Here is a 16,167-nt window from a genome sequence, read left to right as displayed (position 1 = left end):
GCAGGCGTTCTGAGAGAGACCTCCCATTAACCGAGGGTTTCTGGCTCTTTTCTAGTGCCCTCGACAAGTCTATTGGTCTACAGTCGCTTTGAGCAAGATCTAGAGCCTTCGCTGCTACGCCTCGACTCAGTCTTTTTTCCAAAAAAGGTGAGAAGATATGGCTTTTTTTAGCGATGCTTACTCGGTTCAAAAAGAGCATCGACCCAGAGGATAAATCTTGCTTGTAGAGACAACCAAATCTGATTGTTCATGCGCAGTAGAAACAAGATATACAAGCCCAATATGAACAAAACACACCAGTTTCCTAGGCTTCTGTAGGTTTGGACAATTTGGCTTTCGCTCCAACCAAACTCATAAACCAGGCGGTTCATATCCCCGGCGGCATCTCCTTGGCCGCCTAGTAGGGTTCCCCAAGGAATCGGGGCTAACCCTTGCTGAATAAGATGCCACTGCCAAAAGCTTTTCCAGAGGCTGCTGCTCGCGATCCCCAGCACGACAAATCGCAAAGAGTCCCATCGCCAACGATCTGGCAGGGGAAAATAAAAGCTGGCCATCAGAAAGGTGCTGAGATAAAATTCTCCTCCAACGCCGCTAAAGGCAAACAACATCTCCCAGGTGCGATTGGGCATCAGCCAGGTCATGTAAAACTGCAATAGAGCAAGAAAGATGGCCAGCACCTGCAGCCACCCAATCCGCTCCTTGCGGGCTGACCAGAAGAGTAGAATCAGTAAAAAGAGGATTCCAAAATACACAAAGGGATCCCTCTGCGAGCTAACGCTTGTCCAGCCGATGGGCAGAGGCAAAGCCCGATACCCGCTCCACCAGGCGACGGTGGCATGGCCAAATTCGTGGATCCAAATGTGAAGAGGCAAATGCAACAACTGCAACAAGCCTATGTTGTTCACCATCAGGGCCACCGCAAACGCAGCCGGGTAAGCCCAAGCGTTGACTGCCCAGTTATCGAAGGAAAACCGATCCCAGCGCTGCTGGGAGCCTATTCTCAGTCTGCGTCGCCAGAGCAACTGGGAGCCAAGGAAAGCACAAATTTCCACTTGTTCCAGCCGTGGGATCCGCAGCTGCTTCAGCATTAGAAAAAGCCGGGCGGTCACCACTTGAGGGGAGGGTTGTCCGGGAAGGGATCCCAGCAGGTAGATGTGCAGGGTGTTATCAGCAAAGCGAACTTGTGCAGGCCACTTTTGCCGCAGCAGCTCCAAGCGGACAACCTGCACAATTGCTTGAACATTACCGGCGCGGGCCAGAGAGAGAGGATCGGGTGGGCCTGTCACTGCCCTATGACTTGGCGAAATCTCAGGAGGATCCCCACTATCTTCAGCTAGTCCCGCCAGCAGCAGCAAGAGGGCGCTCCCTTCAGGTCGCCTTGGGGGGAGGTTGGTATAGTTGAGGGCAGCAGGTAGGCAGAGTGGGTGGACGGTATGCCTGGCTTGGACAAGCGGGGAATAAGATGGGATCCCAAGCCGTGCTCCCTTTGGGGAGCAATGCTGCTGTGGGGCCTAGCCGGAGCGGGTCTATTTTCCCCCTTGCCCGTTCAAGCCCAACTGACTACCGTTACCGGTTTGTCTCGCATTGACCGCTGGCACTACGACCCGCAGCGGGGATGGCTGGAGGTCAACACCCAAGGAGAGGTGCGGCCTTTTCTGTTTGTGCTGCAAAACCCTCCTAGGGTGGTTCTGGATTTTCCCAACACCCTTTTTGGACGCGAGCCCCAAAGCCAGACCTTTCCAGGGCGAGTTACCTTGTTGGAGATCAAACAGCTCACCCCGACCATCACCCGCTTTGTCCTCCACCTGCAGCCAGACCAGCCCCTTAGCCTTGACCAACTGCAACTCCTTACCGCCGGCCCTTCCCGCTGGGCTGTTCAGTTCCTCCAACCCGAGCAACCCTCGCCCCCTGCCTCGCTATTTCCCCCTCCCCCTGGTTCCCAGGAGTCCACCGCCTCGTCCCCATCCTTAGGGCCGCCCCGTCGCCCTGAAACCAGCCCACTCCCTCCTCCTGCAAGCTCCCGCTCCAGCCATCAGATCTTGGCCATCTCTCCCCAGGCGGAGGGCTTTTTCATTCGCACCCAGGGCAACCCTTCCACCACGGTGCGGCGCCTCTTCGATCCAAATCGGGTGGTTGTGGATTTTCTCAACACCACCCTTAGTCCCGCCCTCACCCAGCGGGTCTATCCTGTCAACCGCTTGGGGGTTTTGCGGCTGCGTGTTGGGCAGTTCGAGCCTACGACCGCCCGCGTGGTGTTGGATGTGGATCCTTCCAGTGGGGATTGGGAGGCCCGCTACGACCCACAGCAGGGAGGAATCTGGATCCAGCCTGCTGGGGGTGCTGCCCAGGCCAGCCTTTTGCCTGATATCAGCCTAACCGAGGCCCAAGGGCCGCTAGCCACCTTGCGCTCTGTGGAACTGCGGGGAAATCAGCTCATCATCAGCGCCGATGGGTTTATGTTCTACCGGGCTGGCTGGGATCCCGAAAGCGGCAGCTACCGCATCAACGTGGCACCGGCGCGCCTGCCCGAGTCCTTGCCGGATCCCGGCTTGCCGGTCGGGGGACCGGTGCAGCGGATCCGCCTTGTGCAGGAAGATGCCCGCACGGTCAGCATTCTGGTGCAGCCCGCTGAGGACTTCAATGTCTTTGAGCCCAATCCCGGCCAGGGATCCCGCCGCATCACTTTGGAGTTGCGTCCTCTAGGCGCTCCTTTTCCCACATCCCAGCCGCAGCCGCCTGCCCAGGCTTCCCGTCCTCGCCAAAGCCGGCCGGTTATTGCCCTGGATCCAGGCCACGGGGGACGGGATCCCGGTGCTGTTGGGGTAGATGGGATCTTGGAGAAGGACATTGTGCTCCTTGTGGCCCACCAGGTCCGACACCTGCTGCAGGAGCGGGGCTATGAGGTGGTGATGACCCGCACCGACGACCGTGAGGTGCTGCTGCGGCCGCGGGTGGATATAGCCGTGCAGGCCAACGCCACGCTGTTGGTGAGCATCCACGCCAACGCTCTGGATCGCTCCAGCGTCCACGGCATCGAGACCTACTACCTACGGCCGGATAGCGCCGAGCTAGCAGCAATCTTGCACCGCAGCCTGGTGCGAGCTACTGGCGCTGCGGATCGGGGGGTGCGACGGGCCCGCTTTTTCATGGTGCGGGAAACGCCGGTGGGCATGCCCTCGGTGCTGCTGGAGCTGGGGTATGTTACCAACCCCACGGAAGGGCGAAAGTTGGCCACCCCCGAATACCAGGCCGTTTTGGCGGGAGCCATTGCCGAGGGCATCGAGACCTTCTTGCGCAACCGCTAGAGCGTGCCGCCCGTCTCAAGGCAGGGTAGGATACAGCAGCTTAGGCCAAGGTAGTGAGGGAGGAAGGAGCATGCGTTGGGGGTGGACAAGAGAGCCAGATCCCAGTTGGCCAATTGGGGTGTTTGACAGTGGCCTGGGGGGGCTCACCGTTTGGCGGGCCCTGCGGCGGCAATTGCCCCAAGAGCGCCTTGTCTATTTTGCCGATACGGCGCGGCTGCCCTATGGGGATCGCTCGCCTGAGGAGATCTTGACCTTCGTGCGCCAGATCCTGCGCTGGATGCAGGCGCAGCCGGTGAAAGTCGTGGTGATGGCCTGCAACACCAGCTCGGCGCTGGCCCTAGAGCAAGTGCAGCAGGAGTTTGCCCTACCCATCCTTGGCCTCATCCTGCCCGGCGCCCAGGCGGCCTTGGCCCAAGGATCCCGCATTGGGGTCATTGCCACGGCGGCTACGGTTAAAAGCCGCGCCTACTCCAAGGCCATCCGTGAGTACAGCGCCCTGGATCCCAAGCGCTTTCCCCAGCCTGTCCACTGCTGGGAGCAGGCCTGCCCGGCGTTTGTTCCCCTCATCGAAGCCGGTCAGTTGAACAGCCTCGAGCTGCAGCAGGCCGCCAAACGCTACTTACAGCCGCTTCTACGGCAGGGGATCGACACCCTTGTCTACGGCTGCACCCACTATCCTCTCCTTGATCCCCTGCTGAAGTCTCTGCTGCCCCCTTCGGTCAAGCGGGTGGATCCCGGCGTGGCCCTGGTGCGCTCGCTAGCCCGTGAACTCAGCCTCTGGGGTCTCCGCCGGCCCCCAACAGCCCCCCATGACGAACCGCACCGCTTCTATGTCAGCGGGGATCCAGAGCGCTTTGCCCAGTTGGCCACCCCTTGGCTGGGCTTTCGACCTCAGGTGGAACAGGTAGAGTTGCCAGCCCTAGACGTCAACAACTTCCGCCGAACCTAGACAAGAACAGCCATCTGCTCGAGAACGCCGGCGGAATAGGCCTATCTCCCTTCGCGCCAGCGGTGAACCTCAGCCCAAACACGGGTAGGCAAGCCCCAAATGTAGATAAAGCCTTCGGCAGCGCGATGGTCGAATTGATCCCCTTCCCCGTAGGTGGCCAGCTCTGGGTTGTAGAGGGAGTAAGGGGAACGGCGGCCCACGCAGACCGCTTGGCCCTTGTGCAGACGCATCCGCACGACGCCGGTGACGCTTTTCTGGGTGGTGCGGACAAAGGCGTCAAGAGCCTCCCGCAGCGGCGAGTACCAAAGGCCGTTGTAGATCAACTGGCTGTAGGTGGTCTCGATGCCGTACTTGTAGTGGAGGACCTCGCGGGGAAGGGTGAGGCTTTCCAGCTCGCGGTGGGCTTGAATGAGCACAGTTAGAGCGGGGCACTCGTAGATCTCGCGCGACTTAATCCCCACCAGCCGATCCTCAATCATGTCGATGCGGCCCACGCCGTGGCTGCCGGCCAAGGCATTGAGCCGCTCAAAGAGGACTCGGGGGCCAAGGCGCTGCCCATCCAGCTCCACTGGGATCCCCTCTTCAAAGGCAATCTCCACGTAGGCGGGCTCGTCAGGGGTTTGAGAAAGAGGCCGGGTGAGGGCATACACTTCCTCCGGCGGCTCTTGGTCGGCGTCCTCCAGGATCCCGGCTTCGACGCTGCGGCCTAGAATGTTGAGGTCGATGCTGTAGGGGCTGGACTTCTGCACCGGCATGGGGATCCCGTAGCGCTCCCCATAGGCAATGGTCTCCTCGCGGGTCATGCCCCACTCGCGCGCTGGGGCCAGCACCTTTAGCCTAGGGTTTAGGGCGGCAATGGCCAGGTCGAAGCGCACTTGGTCGTTGCCTTTGCCGGTGCAGCCGTGGGCCACCGCGTCGGCACCCACTTCCTCTGCCACCTCCACCAGGAGCTTGGCAATCAGGGGTCGGGCTAGGGCAGTGGAGAGAGGGTAGCGCTGTTCGTAGAGGGCGTTGGCCTGGAGGGCGGGGAAGGCATAGTCGGTAATTAGGGTCTGGACAGCCTCCCGCACCAGCGATTGCTCTGCCCCTGCCCTAAGGGCCTTGGCCTGGATGGCCTCCAGCTCTGCTCCTTGCCCCAGATCCACCGCCAGGGTAACCACCGATTCCACCCCCCACTCGTGTTTGAGGTAGGGGATACAGACGGAGGTGTCAACGCCGCCGGAGTAGGCCAAAACCACCTTCTTTGCCCGTCCCATGGTGCTGTGGATCCCTGTTGGAGACAAGTTGCTAGCCCATTATGCCCTGTAGCTTGCCCAGTCTGACCCCTGGGGGCAGCTTGTCGAGTATTCTCATAGGGGATTTCTCCTAGGCTTGGGATCGCTGTCTAAGCAGGTGTTGGCGCGACGTGGGGGGTGGGGCTCCAGTGAGCAAGGCCAGCAGAGGGATCCGAGCAGCGCAGCGGAGACTTAGCCAGAAACGAGCTCTGGGACTGGGGATCCTGTCGCTGCTGAGCTTTGTGGCCGGGGCAGGGTTTGCCGCCCTCTCCCAGCCGGAAGGGGGATCCCCGCCAGAGCTGCCCCGTTTTACCGCCCACGGCTGGCCCCTGCTGGATCCCCTGCCGCAGCCGGAGGAGATCTGGGAGTGCGAGCTGGTGGTGGTGGGCGGATCTCTAGGGGGCGTGGCGGCAGCAGGCCAAGCCATGCGGGGGGGCGTGCAAACCTGCCTCATCGAGCTCACTCCCTGGCTAGGGGGGCAGATCACTTCCCAAGGGGTATCGGCCCTCGATGAGTCCCTCCTCATGCGGCAGCGGGGCAATTTTTCCCGCCACTGGCTGGAGTTTAAGGCCCTCATTGAAAGCCAGCCGGTGCATCTCCCGTCCTGGACAGGGATCCCGCCCGGCACCCGCGTGGCCGAGATCAACAGTTGCTGGGTAGGGAGCTTGTGTTTTCCGCCCCAGGCAGGTCTGCAGGCGGTGGATACCTGGCTGCGGCAGGCAGCTCAGCATGCTCCCCAGAGTCGCTGGGCCACCCAGACGGCTTTTAAGGGGGCCACCTTCAGCGCCGACGGCTCCCGGATTGAAAGCATCTATGCTGTGCAGCGACAGCCACGGGATCCCAACTTCGTGCCGCCAGGACGGCTGTGGCGCGAATTGGTGAGCTGGTATAGCTGGCAGGAGACGGAAGTGTTTGCCAAACGGGTGCTGCGGCTGCAGGCACCGCCAGGCCGTCCCTTCTTCGTCATCGACGCCACCGATACCGGCGAGCTGGTGGGCTGGGCTGGCATCCCCTACCGGCTGGGCTCGGAAGGGCGGGATCTAACCGGAGAGCCCAATGCCGCCCCGGCCAGCAACCCGGAGTGTACCCAGGCCTTTACCTTTCCCTTTGTGCTGGCCATCCACGACGATGGCGGCCGCTCCCGCGCCGAGCTGGCCCAGCTGCAGCCGGGCTACTCCCGCGCCGAACACCGCCGCCAGTTTGACCTGGAGGGCTTTCCCACCTTCAGCGGTCGGAGCTTTTTCAACTATCGCCGCATCGTCAGCAAGGGCCGCACGGATCCCTTCTACGGCACCCCGGTTCCCGGAGATCTGACCCTGGTGAACTGGAACCGCGGCAACGACTGGGGGCTGATGAACCCGCCCCTGATCCTGACCGAAGAGCGGCTGGTGGCCTCGGGGCAGCGCCACAACTGGTTGGGGGGGCTGGACGTCTCCGCCCTCAAAGATGGAGAAAACCACGCCCTGCTGTTTGCCGAGTGGCTGATGGAAACCCAATCCCGGCCCGGCTATCCCCTCTCCCTAGTGTTTGCCGAAGACTCCTTGCTGGGCACCCGCTCTGGCCTCAGCCTCTACCCCTACATCCGAGAGGGGCGGCGCATCCTGGGGAGAGCTGCCTACGGCCAGGCGGAGTTCATGATGCTGGAGCAGGACATCCGGGTTGGCGCCAGCGGAGGGCGGGATTTCAGACCCACCGTTGTCGGGATCACCCACTACGCCATCGACATGCACGGCTGTCGCTACCGCAACTGGGAGCCCTCCCGGTCGGCCAGCTCTGCACCGGTCAACGAGTTTTCCGTCCGCCCCATTCTCATTCCCTTGGAAGCTTTGATCCCGCAGAAGGTGGATAACCTGCTTATCGGCGGCAAAGGGATCGCCGTCAGCCACATTGTTAACGCCGCTACCCGCACCCACTACGGGGAGTGGACCATCGGCTCGGCAGCTGGGCTCATTGTGGCCTGGTTGCGCAGCCAGGATCCCAGCTTGACCCCGGCCCAAATCGTGCCGCAGGGCAAGATGGCCGATTTGCAGCGCTACCTGGTTGCCCATGGACAGCGACTGCACTGGTAGGCCGCTGCTGCCGTCTTACCCCTCTGCGCTGGAAGGCACCCTTCCGCCATAGCGCCGCTGCCGCCACCACACCAGCAGGGGGCTGGCGATAAAGATGCTGGAATAGACCCCCAAGCTAAAGCCGATGAGCAAAGCAATCGCAAACCCCTTCAACGTGGCCCCGCCAAAAATGGCAATGGCCACCAGGGGCAGCATCGTCGTCAGGGTGGTGTTTAGGGAGCGGGCAAAAGTTTGGTTTAAAGACAGGTTCACCACCTCGGCAAAGCTGACCCGGCGGCTGACTAGACGCAGGTTCTCCCGGATGCGGTCGTAGATGACCACCGTGTCGTTGACGGAAAAGCCGATGATGGTTAGCAGCGCCACCACAAACAGGCTGTCCGCCTCCATGCCCACCGTCAGGCCCAAAAGGGCAAACAGCCCTGTGGTCAACACCACATCGTGCAGCAAGGCCACAATGGCAAACACTGCGTAATCCCACTGAAAGCGCAGGGCCAGATACACCACAATCAGGCCGAAAGAGATGAGCACGGCCACGAGGCCGGAGCGCAAGAGCAAACGCCCCACCGTCGGGCCCACCGTCTCCACCAGCCTGCGCTCAAAGGATCCCACCCGCTGCCGCAGCGTGTCTTCCACTGCCAGGCGCTCTTGCTCCGTCAAAGGGGGCATGCGGATCAGGGCTTCCTGGCCCGTCTGGGTGTCCAGTTGGATGATGCTGGTTCCCAAACCATGTTCCTGCAGCGCCCGCCGCAGCTCGTCGGTGGTGACAGGCCGCTCAAAACGCAGATCCAGCAAGGTGCCGCCGGCAAAATCCAGCCCCAGCCGCAGGGGGGTTCCTAGAGAGGCCAGAGAAAAAGCCATGCTGGCCAGCCCCACCAGCAAGACCGCCAAGGAAAGGGTAAACCAGAGCTTGCTGCGCCCGACGATGTCGAAGCGGTAGTCGAGCAACCGCGAGGATCCGCCTGCTGGCTCTTGCGCGGTCATGGTTGGATCGCCTCCATGCGAACGCCGTAGAGTTCAGGTTTGCGCAGGGCAGGGATCCCCATTGCCGCCAACAGCAGGGTGCGGGTGCAGGTAATGGCCGTAAAGAAGCTTACCGAAACGCCAATAGCCAGGGTTACGGCGAAACCTTTCACCAGCCCCATCCCCAACCAAAAGAGCACGCCACAGACCAAAAGGGTGGTGACGTTGCTGTCGAGAATGCTGCTAAAGGCGCGGCTAAACCCTTCCGAGATGGACTTGTAGATGGACTTGCCCGCCCGCAGCTCCTCTTTGATGCGCTCAAAGATTAGCACATTGGCGTCCACTGCCATGCCAATGCTGAGAATGAAGCCAGCGGCTCCTGGCAGGGTCATGGTCACCCCCAGCAGTTGGAACAAAGCAAACGTACAGAGGGCATAGATGAGGAGAGCGATGTCGGCAATGAGTCCCGGCAGGCGGTAGTAGGCCACCATGAACACAAACACCAGCACCAGGCCGCCGATACCGGCATAGAGGCTGCGGCGCACACTTTCTTCTCCTAGGGTGGCCCCGACTGTGCGGTTTTCAATCACCTGAATTGGAACCGGCAGCGCCCCCGCTTTGAGCTTTATCGCTAGGTCGGTGGCAGTTTCCACCGTGAAATTGCCTGTGATCACCGCCGTTCCGCCAGTAATGCCAGTGCGGGCAAACTCCGGCCCCACGATCGGGGCGCTGATGAGCACCTCGTCCAGAAAAATCCCCAAGGGGCGACCCGTGCCAGCCAGCTCTCGGGTGACCTGGGCAAACTTCTCAGCCCCCTCCGGCTTAAACTCTAGCAGCACTTCCCAGCTCTGGGAGCCGCGGCGAGGGGCCTGGGGATAGGCGTTGCGCAGCAGATCCCCGGTGAGGCCGACCCCTTCAAACAAGGCTTCGGGGTTCTCTCCGGCTGTTACCTCCCCCCGTTCGTTGCGGGGCAGGGCGCTGACCGGAACTAGGCCCTTGCGAAATTCCAACTGGGCTGTGTCGCCCAAAAGAGCAACCGCCCGATCCGGATCTGCTACCCCAGGCAGTTGCACGAATAGACGATCCCGGCCACTGATTTGAATCAAAGGCTCAGTCACCCCCAGGCCGTTGATCCGCTGCTGGATAACAGCCTCCACTCCCTGCATCACTTCGGGAGTAATCTCAGGCACCTCCTGCGTCGGCAGAGCTTGCAGGGTAAGCTGCGTCCCGCCTTTGAGGTCAAGGCCGAGGCGAACTTCTCGGCTAAAGCCCAAGTAGGTGAGAGCCACTACCACTGCTAGGATAAAGACTAGGCCTCGCAGGAGGGCAAGCCGATTGAGCCACGAAGCTAGGGATCTAGCCATACTGCCTAGTTAAGCGAGGAACACAGCCGCACTGGTCGGCAGGCCCAAAGTTTTGTAACGCTTTGAACTTCTCGATTTTACCCCAGACGGACTTAGTTGACGCTAGAAGCTGTTGCCAGGGGCAGGCAGTGTCCCAGATCTGCAAGGGAGGAGAAGTGAAGGTGAATTGGCGACGAACTTGCCTAGTGGCGGCGTTGCTTTCTATGCTCACCTTCTGGGGATCCCCTGCCTGGGCGGGAGAGTACTTCACGGAAGAGGTGACTCGCCCTAGCGTAGAAGTTATCCATGGCTGGCGAGAGGTGGTGTCCGGCACTCGGGTTACCATCACCAACACCAGTCCGGGCTCCTTTCGGGTGCCCCTGGAAATTGAGCTGGCGGATCGGGCTAGCTGTGATCGGGCTGACCTGGTGCTGACCAACAAGAGCACCTTGCCGCTGGGATCTTTTCAAGATTGCATCCTTAATCTCTTTCCCTATCTGGACAAGTTCATCAACCAGGAGGTTGCCAGCATCCGGGTTACCCTAAAAGGGCCAAACCCCCTCCTGGAGATCCCTCTGAGCGAAGCGGATCGGCTGATCCTGGCCCAGGTGGCCAACCAATCGCGGGAAGCCTTTGTCTTCTTTCAGCAGGAGCTGGCCCGCGTTTTGGAGCTCTTGAAGCAGCAGGGCGCCACCCCCCAACCCTCTGCCCCTGCAAGCCCAACGCCTGCGGCATCCGGACCCAACCCGGGCGAGTTGGTGATTGTGGGATCAATCCGGGAAGAGCGGGTAGGGGCTGGCAGTCGCCTGAGTGTGGAGGCCATCAACCGCAGCAACCGCACTGTCCTCAACGCCCGCGCCCGTTTTACCTTCTACCGTGGCGGAGAAGTCGTCGATACGCGCGTGGCCGCCTTTGAGCCCAGCAATGTACCTCCTGGCCAGAAAGCTTCTGCCAGCGTGCTGAAAACGGACGCCAACTGGGATCGGGTTACTGTTACCTTCCAGTGGCAGTAAAGCTCCCTCAGGGAGCCAGGGCGTTGCCCCGCAGCAAGCTGCCCAGGGTTTTAACGGTAATCTTGAACTGCACCCAGGGGCTCATCGGCACCACCGTCTTATAGAGGTAGCTGGCAAAGGTTAGCCGCTGCACATCCCGGTCGGCGCACATCTCGACAAAAGCTTCGCGGGTGGCGTTGGAGCGGTAGAACACCCGCTGCAGAATGTCCAAGACTTTGTAGGTTAGGCCGTACTGGCGATCCCAGCGCTGGAGATAGAGCTTGAGATCCTCTTCTGTGGGGATACGCTTCCCGCCGTTGGAAGTTTCAACAATAGCCTCGGCGCACATGCGGCCCGACTTGGCAGCAAAGTAAATCCCTTCGCCGCTTGCCTTGGTTACATACCCTGCTGCGTCTCCTACCAAGGCGGCCCGGCCCACTACGCGGCGCGGACGGGGATGCTCTGGAATGGGATGGGCCTCCACCTTGATCACCTGGCCCCCACGGATCCGGTCAGCAGCGCGGGCGCGGATCCCGGCTTGCAACTTTTGGATCTGGGCTTGGTTGGCCCTCATCGTGCCGGTACCCACCGCCACATGGTCGCACTTGGGAAACACCCAGGCATAAAAGTCGGGCGAGACATCGTCTCCCACGTACATCTCTGCCCGCTCAGCATAGTAGGCCATTTTGTCCTCGGGGAGGCGAATGCGCTCCTGAAAAGCCAGGGCATAGTTGTAGTCCCCGGCACCAATGGCCTCTGCCACCTTCGAGTGGAACCCATCCGCCCCAATCACCACATCCACCGCCAGCGAGCGAGGTACCCCCTGCTGCGCGTTGCCAGAAAAGTCGACGTAGTGCAAGACGTAGGGATCCTGGCCATTTTTGGGGACTTCCAGGTGCATCACCTTGCCGTGAATGAGCTCTGCCCCCTTTTGACGGGCGCGGTTGCGCAAGAAAGCGTCAAGGACTTCGCGGCGGCACATGCCAATGTACTCGCCTTCATTTTCGAGGGCGATGTCCACCTCGTAGTTGGAGGGCGAGATCATCTTCATCTTGCGCACCTTGCGGTCGATGATCTCCTCCGGCAGGTCGAACTCCGAAACCATACAGAGGGGAATAGCGCCTCCGCAGGGTTTGGCGTTGTCCAGCTTCCGCTCAAACAAAAAGGTCTCGATCCCGGCTTGAGCCAGAACCTCGGCTGCAGAAGCCCCTGCTGGCCCGCCCCCCACCACGGCAACTCTCAGGCTCAAGGCGCCCTCCTTTTTCTTTTTTCCAATTCCTAGGACTTCCCAAAAGGGAAGCTAGCCTGCAGCATACAGGAGTGCAGCAACAGGTACGGGTGCTGCGGTCTCTTGTCTACCCCCATTAAACCCGGCTGGGGCAAGGAATGCAAGGAACCCAAGAAGAGCTCTGGTGAGGAGGCCCCTTGGCGCAAGGCGAACTCTGCGGCTTGGGCGGATTGACCGTGGGGCTAGGGATCTCCTCTAGTCCTTGATTCACCGGACAATTGGCCACTTTGTGGCACAACTAACCTTCTGCCTTGACGTAGATGGGCTGAGCTAGTAGGCTAGCAGGTAATCTTCTTGAGTAGGCGTTTTGCCTAGGCTAAAGTTGGCTCCGTCTTTAGCCTGTGTGCCTTATGGGGGCAAGGAGCAACTACCTGCAGCTCGCGGGGAAGTTACGCCTGTGGAGATCCCTCTGGCGGGGTGGTAGGGGTGGACTCTGCCACTAGCCACGGGTCGCTGAAGCAGGAAGAAAGCCTCAACCCCGAGCGAAAGTCTGCTTTTGCCCGGGGTTGTATAAGTCTTTCAGAGCGGCTCCAGGTGGATGGTGACCCGCACCGGCCCGTAGCGCTCCTGCAGCAGGTGTTCCACTGCTTCGGTGAGGCGATGGGCCGACTCAACGTCCAGTGGCTCCACCACCATGTGCATTTCGATGAAGATCATCCGCCCTGGGATGCCGCGGGAGGTGATGTCGTGGCAGTCAAGGATGCCAGGCAAGCTGAGAACCAGCTCCCGCAATGTTTTAGGCGGAATGGCCGCCCGGTCGGTTAAAACGGGAATGTTTTCCTGCAGCACTTCCCAGGCGCTCCAGAACACCAGCAGCCCCACCGGCACAGCCAGCACCTGATCCAGCCAGGGGATCCTCCAGTAGTGGATCCCGGCTAGACCCAGCAATACCGTCAGGGTTACCCAGACATCGCTGAGGGTATGGCGGGCATCGGCCAAGAGCAGCGAGCTAGCCAGAGCCTTGCCCCAGGAGCGCTCATAGAAGGCTACGAAGAGGTTGATCCCCAGCACCCCCAGCATTAGCGTCAAGGTCAGCCCGTCGATCTGGAGCTGGGGAGGCAGGGGCTTGAAAAACCGTCCCACCGCTGCGCTGAGGATCTCGAAGCTAGCCATGGCCAAAAGGGCAGCGATCCCCAGGGCACCGATTGCCTCAAACTTGCTGCGGCCATAGGGATGTTTCTCATCCGGCTCTGGCGAGGAAAAGTGGACCGCCACCAGGGCAAGGAGGTTGCTGGCGCTATCGGTAACACTGTGCAGGGCATCGGCCACCAAGCTTAGGGATCCCGTCGCCAGCCCCAGGGTTAACTTGATGGCAAACACCAGGCTATTCAGCCCCAGCGTAACGTACAGCACCCTCTGCACCTGGCGCTGACGGCGGCTGGCTATGGCAGCAGAGCTGGGCCTGCTCACTGCTGGGGAGCCTCAGGCGGAAGTCCGTTAGCCTCATTTTGCCACTAACCTCCTCCTAGGAGCCGAGGAGCCGACCTTTAAGGGGATAGGTAATCTGGGGTACTTTAGAACCGAGGATCGACAGGAAAAAGCGGCAGGCGATGGACGTGGCGGTCGTGGGGGCCGGCTATGTGGGGTTGGTAACCGGCGCCTGTCTAGCCCAAATAGGTCACCGCGTTATCTGCGTGGACAACAACCCTGCCAAAATTGAAGGGTTGCAGCGGGGCCGCCTGCCCATCTACGAGCCCGGCCTGGAAGACCTGGTGCGGGCTGGAACTGAGGCCGGTCGGCTGCACTTTACCACCGATCTTGCCCTGGGGGTGCAGGCCAGCGAGGTCATCTTCATTGCCGTAGGGACGCCAGCTCTGCCCAGCGGCGAGCCAGACCTGCGCTACGTAGAGGCTGTAGCGCGGGAGATCGGCCAGCACCTAGACGACCGCTACCGGGTTATTGTTAACAAGTCTACTGTCCCCATCGGCTCCGGCGACTGGGTGCGCATGCTGATTCTGGACGGGGCGGCAGAGGCCGCCAAGCAGCGGCTAGGCAGCCAGGCAGAAAAACAGAAGATGGCCATAGCGGGCGGGGATCCCACCCCCTCCTCCCTGGCCACCCTGGACAGGTCTCCCTGGGTGCCGCCCTTCGACGTGGTGAGCAACCCCGAGTTTCTGCGGGAGGGCAGCGCCATCCACGATACCTTTTACCCCGACCGCATCGTGATTGGCTCCAACAGCCCCCGGGCCATCGAGATCCTGCGGCAACTTTACGAGCCCATCCTCAGCCGCCAGCAAGGCTTGGGCGGGGATCCCGTGCCCTTGCTGGTCACCGACCTGGCCTCCGCCGAGATGATCAAATATGCCGCCAACGCCTTCCTAGCCACTAAGATCAGCTTCATCAACGAGATTGCCAATATCTGCGAGCGCACCGGCGCCGACATCCTCCAGGTGGCCGAAGGGATTGGCCTCGATAAGCGCATTGGCCGCGCCTTCCTCAACGCCGGCATAGGCTGGGGGGGGAGCTGCTTCCCCAAGGATTTGGCCGCTTTGATCCAGACGGCGGCTGACTACGGCTATGAGGCTAAGCTGTTGCGGGCTACTGTCGAGGTCAACCGTGAGCAGCGGCAGCGCTTGGTGGAAAAGCTGCAGCAGGCCCTTAAGGTGCTCAAGGGCAAGACCATTGGCCTTTTGGGCCTCACCTTCAAGCCCCACACCGACGACCTGCGGGATGCGCCGTCTCTAACCTTAATTGAGCAGCTCCACCGCCTGGGGGCCAAGGTAAAGGCGTATGATCCCATTGTCTCGGCGTCGGGAATGCGGGAGGGCCTAGCCCATGTGGTGGTGGAAACAGACGTGTTCCGCCTGGCCCAGGATTGCGACGCCCTGGTGCTGGTGACGGAGTGGCCGGAATTCTTGTCGCTGGATTACCGGCGCCTTGCCGAGTTGATGCGGCGGCCTCTTATCGTCGACGGCCGCAATTGCCTTGACCGGCAGGCCCTTCAACAGGCGGGCATCACCTTAATTGGAGTGGGCTGGTGAAGGTTCTGGTAACGGGTGGTTTGGGATTTATCGGCTCCCATCTGGTTAGCCGCCTTCTGCAGGAAGGCCACGCGGTTATCTGCCTCGACAACGGCTACACGGGGCGGGAGGAGAACGTGCGGGCTCACCGCAACAACCCCGCCTTTACCTTGCTGTGGCACGACGTGGCCGAGCCGCTGCCGCCGGAGCTGGAAAAAGCTGGCATCGAGCAAATCTACCACCTGGCCTGCCCTGCCTCTCCCCCTCACTACCAAGCGGATCCCATCCGCACCATCCGCACCAGCGTCTGGGGCACCTACTACCTCCTGGAGCTGGCCCAGAAGACGGGGGCCCGCTTCCTCCTAGCCTCCACTTCGGAAGTGTACGGGGATCCCCAGGTGCATCCCCAGCCGGAGGACTACTGGGGCCATGTCAACCCCATCGGCCCGCGGGCCTGCTACGACGAGTCCAAGCGCCTGGCCGAAACCCTAACCTTTGACTGGCAGCGGCAATACCAGACGGAGATCCGCGTGGCCCGCATCTTCAACACCTATGGGCCCGCCATGCGGGAAGAGGATGGTCGCGTGGTCAGCAACTTCATCGTCCAGGCGCTGCGCGGGGATCCCCTCACCGTCTATGGAGATGGCTCCCAGACCCGTAGCTTCTGCTACATCTCCGACCTCATCGAGGGCCTGGTGCGCCTGATGAACAGCCCTTATCCCGGCCCCTTTAACCTGGGCAACCCGCAGGAGGTCACCATTCTAGAGTTGGCTCGGCAGGTTTTGGCCCTCACCGGCAGCTCTTCTCCCATCGTCCACCGACCTCTCCCAACCGACGATCCCAAGCAGCGCCGGCCCGACATCAACAAGGCCCGCGCCCTGCTGGGGTGGGAGCCCCAGATTCCTCTGCAGCTTGGCCTGGAGCTGACTATCCCCTACTTTCGCCGCTGGCTGGGCCTGGAGTAGAGGATCCCTCTTGTCCTGGCGGGGCAGGCAGGAGGGTGGGCAGAGCTCGACAAAACCGTCAT

12 protein-coding genes are annotated in these 16,167 nt (G+C 61.3%); 6 read left to right on the top strand and 6 right to left on the bottom strand.

What is annotated here, in order from left to right; translation table 11 throughout:
- Positions 1 to 167 precede the first annotated feature (167 nt).
- Positions 168 to 1,286, bottom strand: coding sequence for a hypothetical protein (locus NW814_RS00995; RefSeq protein WP_414404842.1), 1,119 nt, complete (start codon positions 1,284 to 1,286; stop codon positions 168 to 170).
- Between the two features lie 210 nt (positions 1,287 to 1,496).
- On the opposite strand from NW814_RS00995, the gene NW814_RS00990 reads away from it, so the two are divergent.
- Positions 1,497 to 3,305 (top strand): N-acetylmuramoyl-L-alanine amidase, encoded by a 1,809-nt coding sequence (locus tag NW814_RS00990; RefSeq protein WP_414404841.1) that lies wholly within the window; start codon positions 1,497 to 1,499, stop codon positions 3,303 to 3,305.
- Positions 3,306 to 3,375: 70 nt separating this feature from the next.
- Entirely contained in the window at positions 3,376 to 4,254 is an 879-nt protein-coding gene (gene murI, locus NW814_RS00985; RefSeq protein ID WP_414404840.1) for a glutamate racemase, read from the top strand.
- Between the two features lie 41 nt (positions 4,255 to 4,295).
- Here the strand turns inward: murI and NW814_RS00980 are convergent, their stop codons facing one another.
- A complete protein-coding gene (locus NW814_RS00980) occupies positions 4,296 to 5,510 on the bottom strand; it encodes an argininosuccinate synthase (RefSeq protein WP_414394184.1) in 1,215 nt (404 codons plus the stop codon).
- Positions 5,511 to 5,677: 167 nt separating this feature from the next.
- Here NW814_RS00980 and NW814_RS00975 point away from each other — a divergent pair, with 167 nt between their 5' ends.
- Complete coding sequence (locus NW814_RS00975; RefSeq protein WP_414404839.1) at positions 5,678 to 7,597, top strand: FAD-dependent oxidoreductase; 1,920 nt, start codon at positions 5,678 to 5,680, stop codon at positions 7,595 to 7,597.
- 15 nt (positions 7,598 to 7,612) lie between these two features.
- On the opposite strand, the gene secF is transcribed toward NW814_RS00975, so the two are convergent.
- Positions 7,613 to 8,578 carry a protein translocase subunit SecF gene (gene secF, locus NW814_RS00970; RefSeq protein ID WP_414404838.1) on the bottom strand — a complete coding sequence of 322 codons (966 nt, stop codon included), beginning with the start codon at positions 8,576 to 8,578 and terminating at the stop codon, positions 7,613 to 7,615.
- Positions 8,575 to 9,921 carry a protein translocase subunit SecD gene (gene secD, locus NW814_RS00965; protein WP_414404837.1) on the bottom strand — a complete coding sequence of 449 codons (1,347 nt, stop codon included), beginning with the start codon at positions 9,919 to 9,921 and terminating at the stop codon, positions 8,575 to 8,577. Before secD ends, secF begins: the two co-directional genes overlap by 4 nt.
- 161 nt (positions 9,922 to 10,082) lie before the next feature.
- Here secD and NW814_RS00960 point away from each other — a divergent pair, with 161 nt between their 5' ends.
- Entirely contained in the window at positions 10,083 to 10,913 is an 831-nt protein-coding gene (locus NW814_RS00960; protein ID WP_414404836.1) for a hypothetical protein, read from the top strand.
- A 7-nt stretch (positions 10,914 to 10,920) separates the two neighbouring features.
- On the opposite strand, the gene chlP is transcribed toward NW814_RS00960, so the two are convergent.
- Together chlP and NW814_RS00950 are read right to left on the bottom strand one after the other, a co-directional pair.
- On the bottom strand, positions 10,921 to 12,141 hold the full coding sequence (gene chlP / locus NW814_RS00955; protein ID WP_414394192.1) for a geranylgeranyl reductase: 1,221 nt from the start codon (positions 12,139 to 12,141) through the stop codon (positions 10,921 to 10,923).
- Positions 12,142 to 12,699: 558 nt separating this feature from the next.
- Positions 12,700 to 13,590, bottom strand: coding sequence for a cation diffusion facilitator family transporter (locus NW814_RS00950; RefSeq protein WP_414404835.1), 891 nt, complete (start codon positions 13,588 to 13,590; stop codon positions 12,700 to 12,702).
- Between the two features lie 140 nt (positions 13,591 to 13,730).
- On the opposite strand from NW814_RS00950, the gene NW814_RS00945 reads away from it, so the two are divergent.
- Positions 13,731 to 15,161: a UDP-glucose dehydrogenase family protein gene (locus NW814_RS00945; RefSeq protein ID WP_414394196.1), complete on the top strand. Its 1,431-nt coding sequence runs from the start codon at positions 13,731 to 13,733 to the stop codon at positions 15,159 to 15,161.
- Entirely contained in the window at positions 15,158 to 16,105 is a 948-nt protein-coding gene (locus tag NW814_RS00940; RefSeq protein ID WP_414404834.1) for a UDP-glucuronic acid decarboxylase family protein, read from the top strand. The genes NW814_RS00945 and NW814_RS00940 overlap by 4 nt, the downstream gene beginning before the upstream one ends.
- Positions 16,106 to 16,167 lie beyond the last annotated feature (62 nt).

This window comes from Synechococcus sp. R65.1 (genome assembly GCF_047461755.1).
Lineage (GTDB): Bacteria > Cyanobacteriota > Cyanobacteriia > Thermostichales > Thermostichaceae > Thermostichus.
Note: the sequence above shows the minus strand (reverse complement) of the source record. Positions and strands in the feature narration are given on the sequence as shown.

Coding starts and splice junctions, on each gene's coding strand:
- NW814_RS00945 (WP_414394196.1), top strand. CDS start 13,731: ATGGACGTGGCGGTCGTGGGGGCCGGCTATGTGGGGTTGGTAACCGGC.
- secF (WP_414404838.1), bottom strand. CDS start 8,578: ATGACCGCGCAAGAGCCAGCAGGCGGATCCTCGCGGTTGCTCGACTAC.
- murI (WP_414404840.1), top strand. CDS start 3,376: ATGCGTTGGGGGTGGACAAGAGAGCCAGATCCCAGTTGGCCAATTGGG.
- secD (WP_414404837.1), bottom strand. CDS start 9,921: ATGGCTAGATCCCTAGCTTCGTGGCTCAATCGGCTTGCCCTCCTGCGA.
- NW814_RS00990 (WP_414404841.1), top strand. CDS start 1,497: ATGCTGCTGTGGGGCCTAGCCGGAGCGGGTCTATTTTCCCCCTTGCCC.
- NW814_RS00980 (WP_414394184.1), bottom strand. CDS start 5,510: ATGGGACGGGCAAAGAAGGTGGTTTTGGCCTACTCCGGCGGCGTTGAC.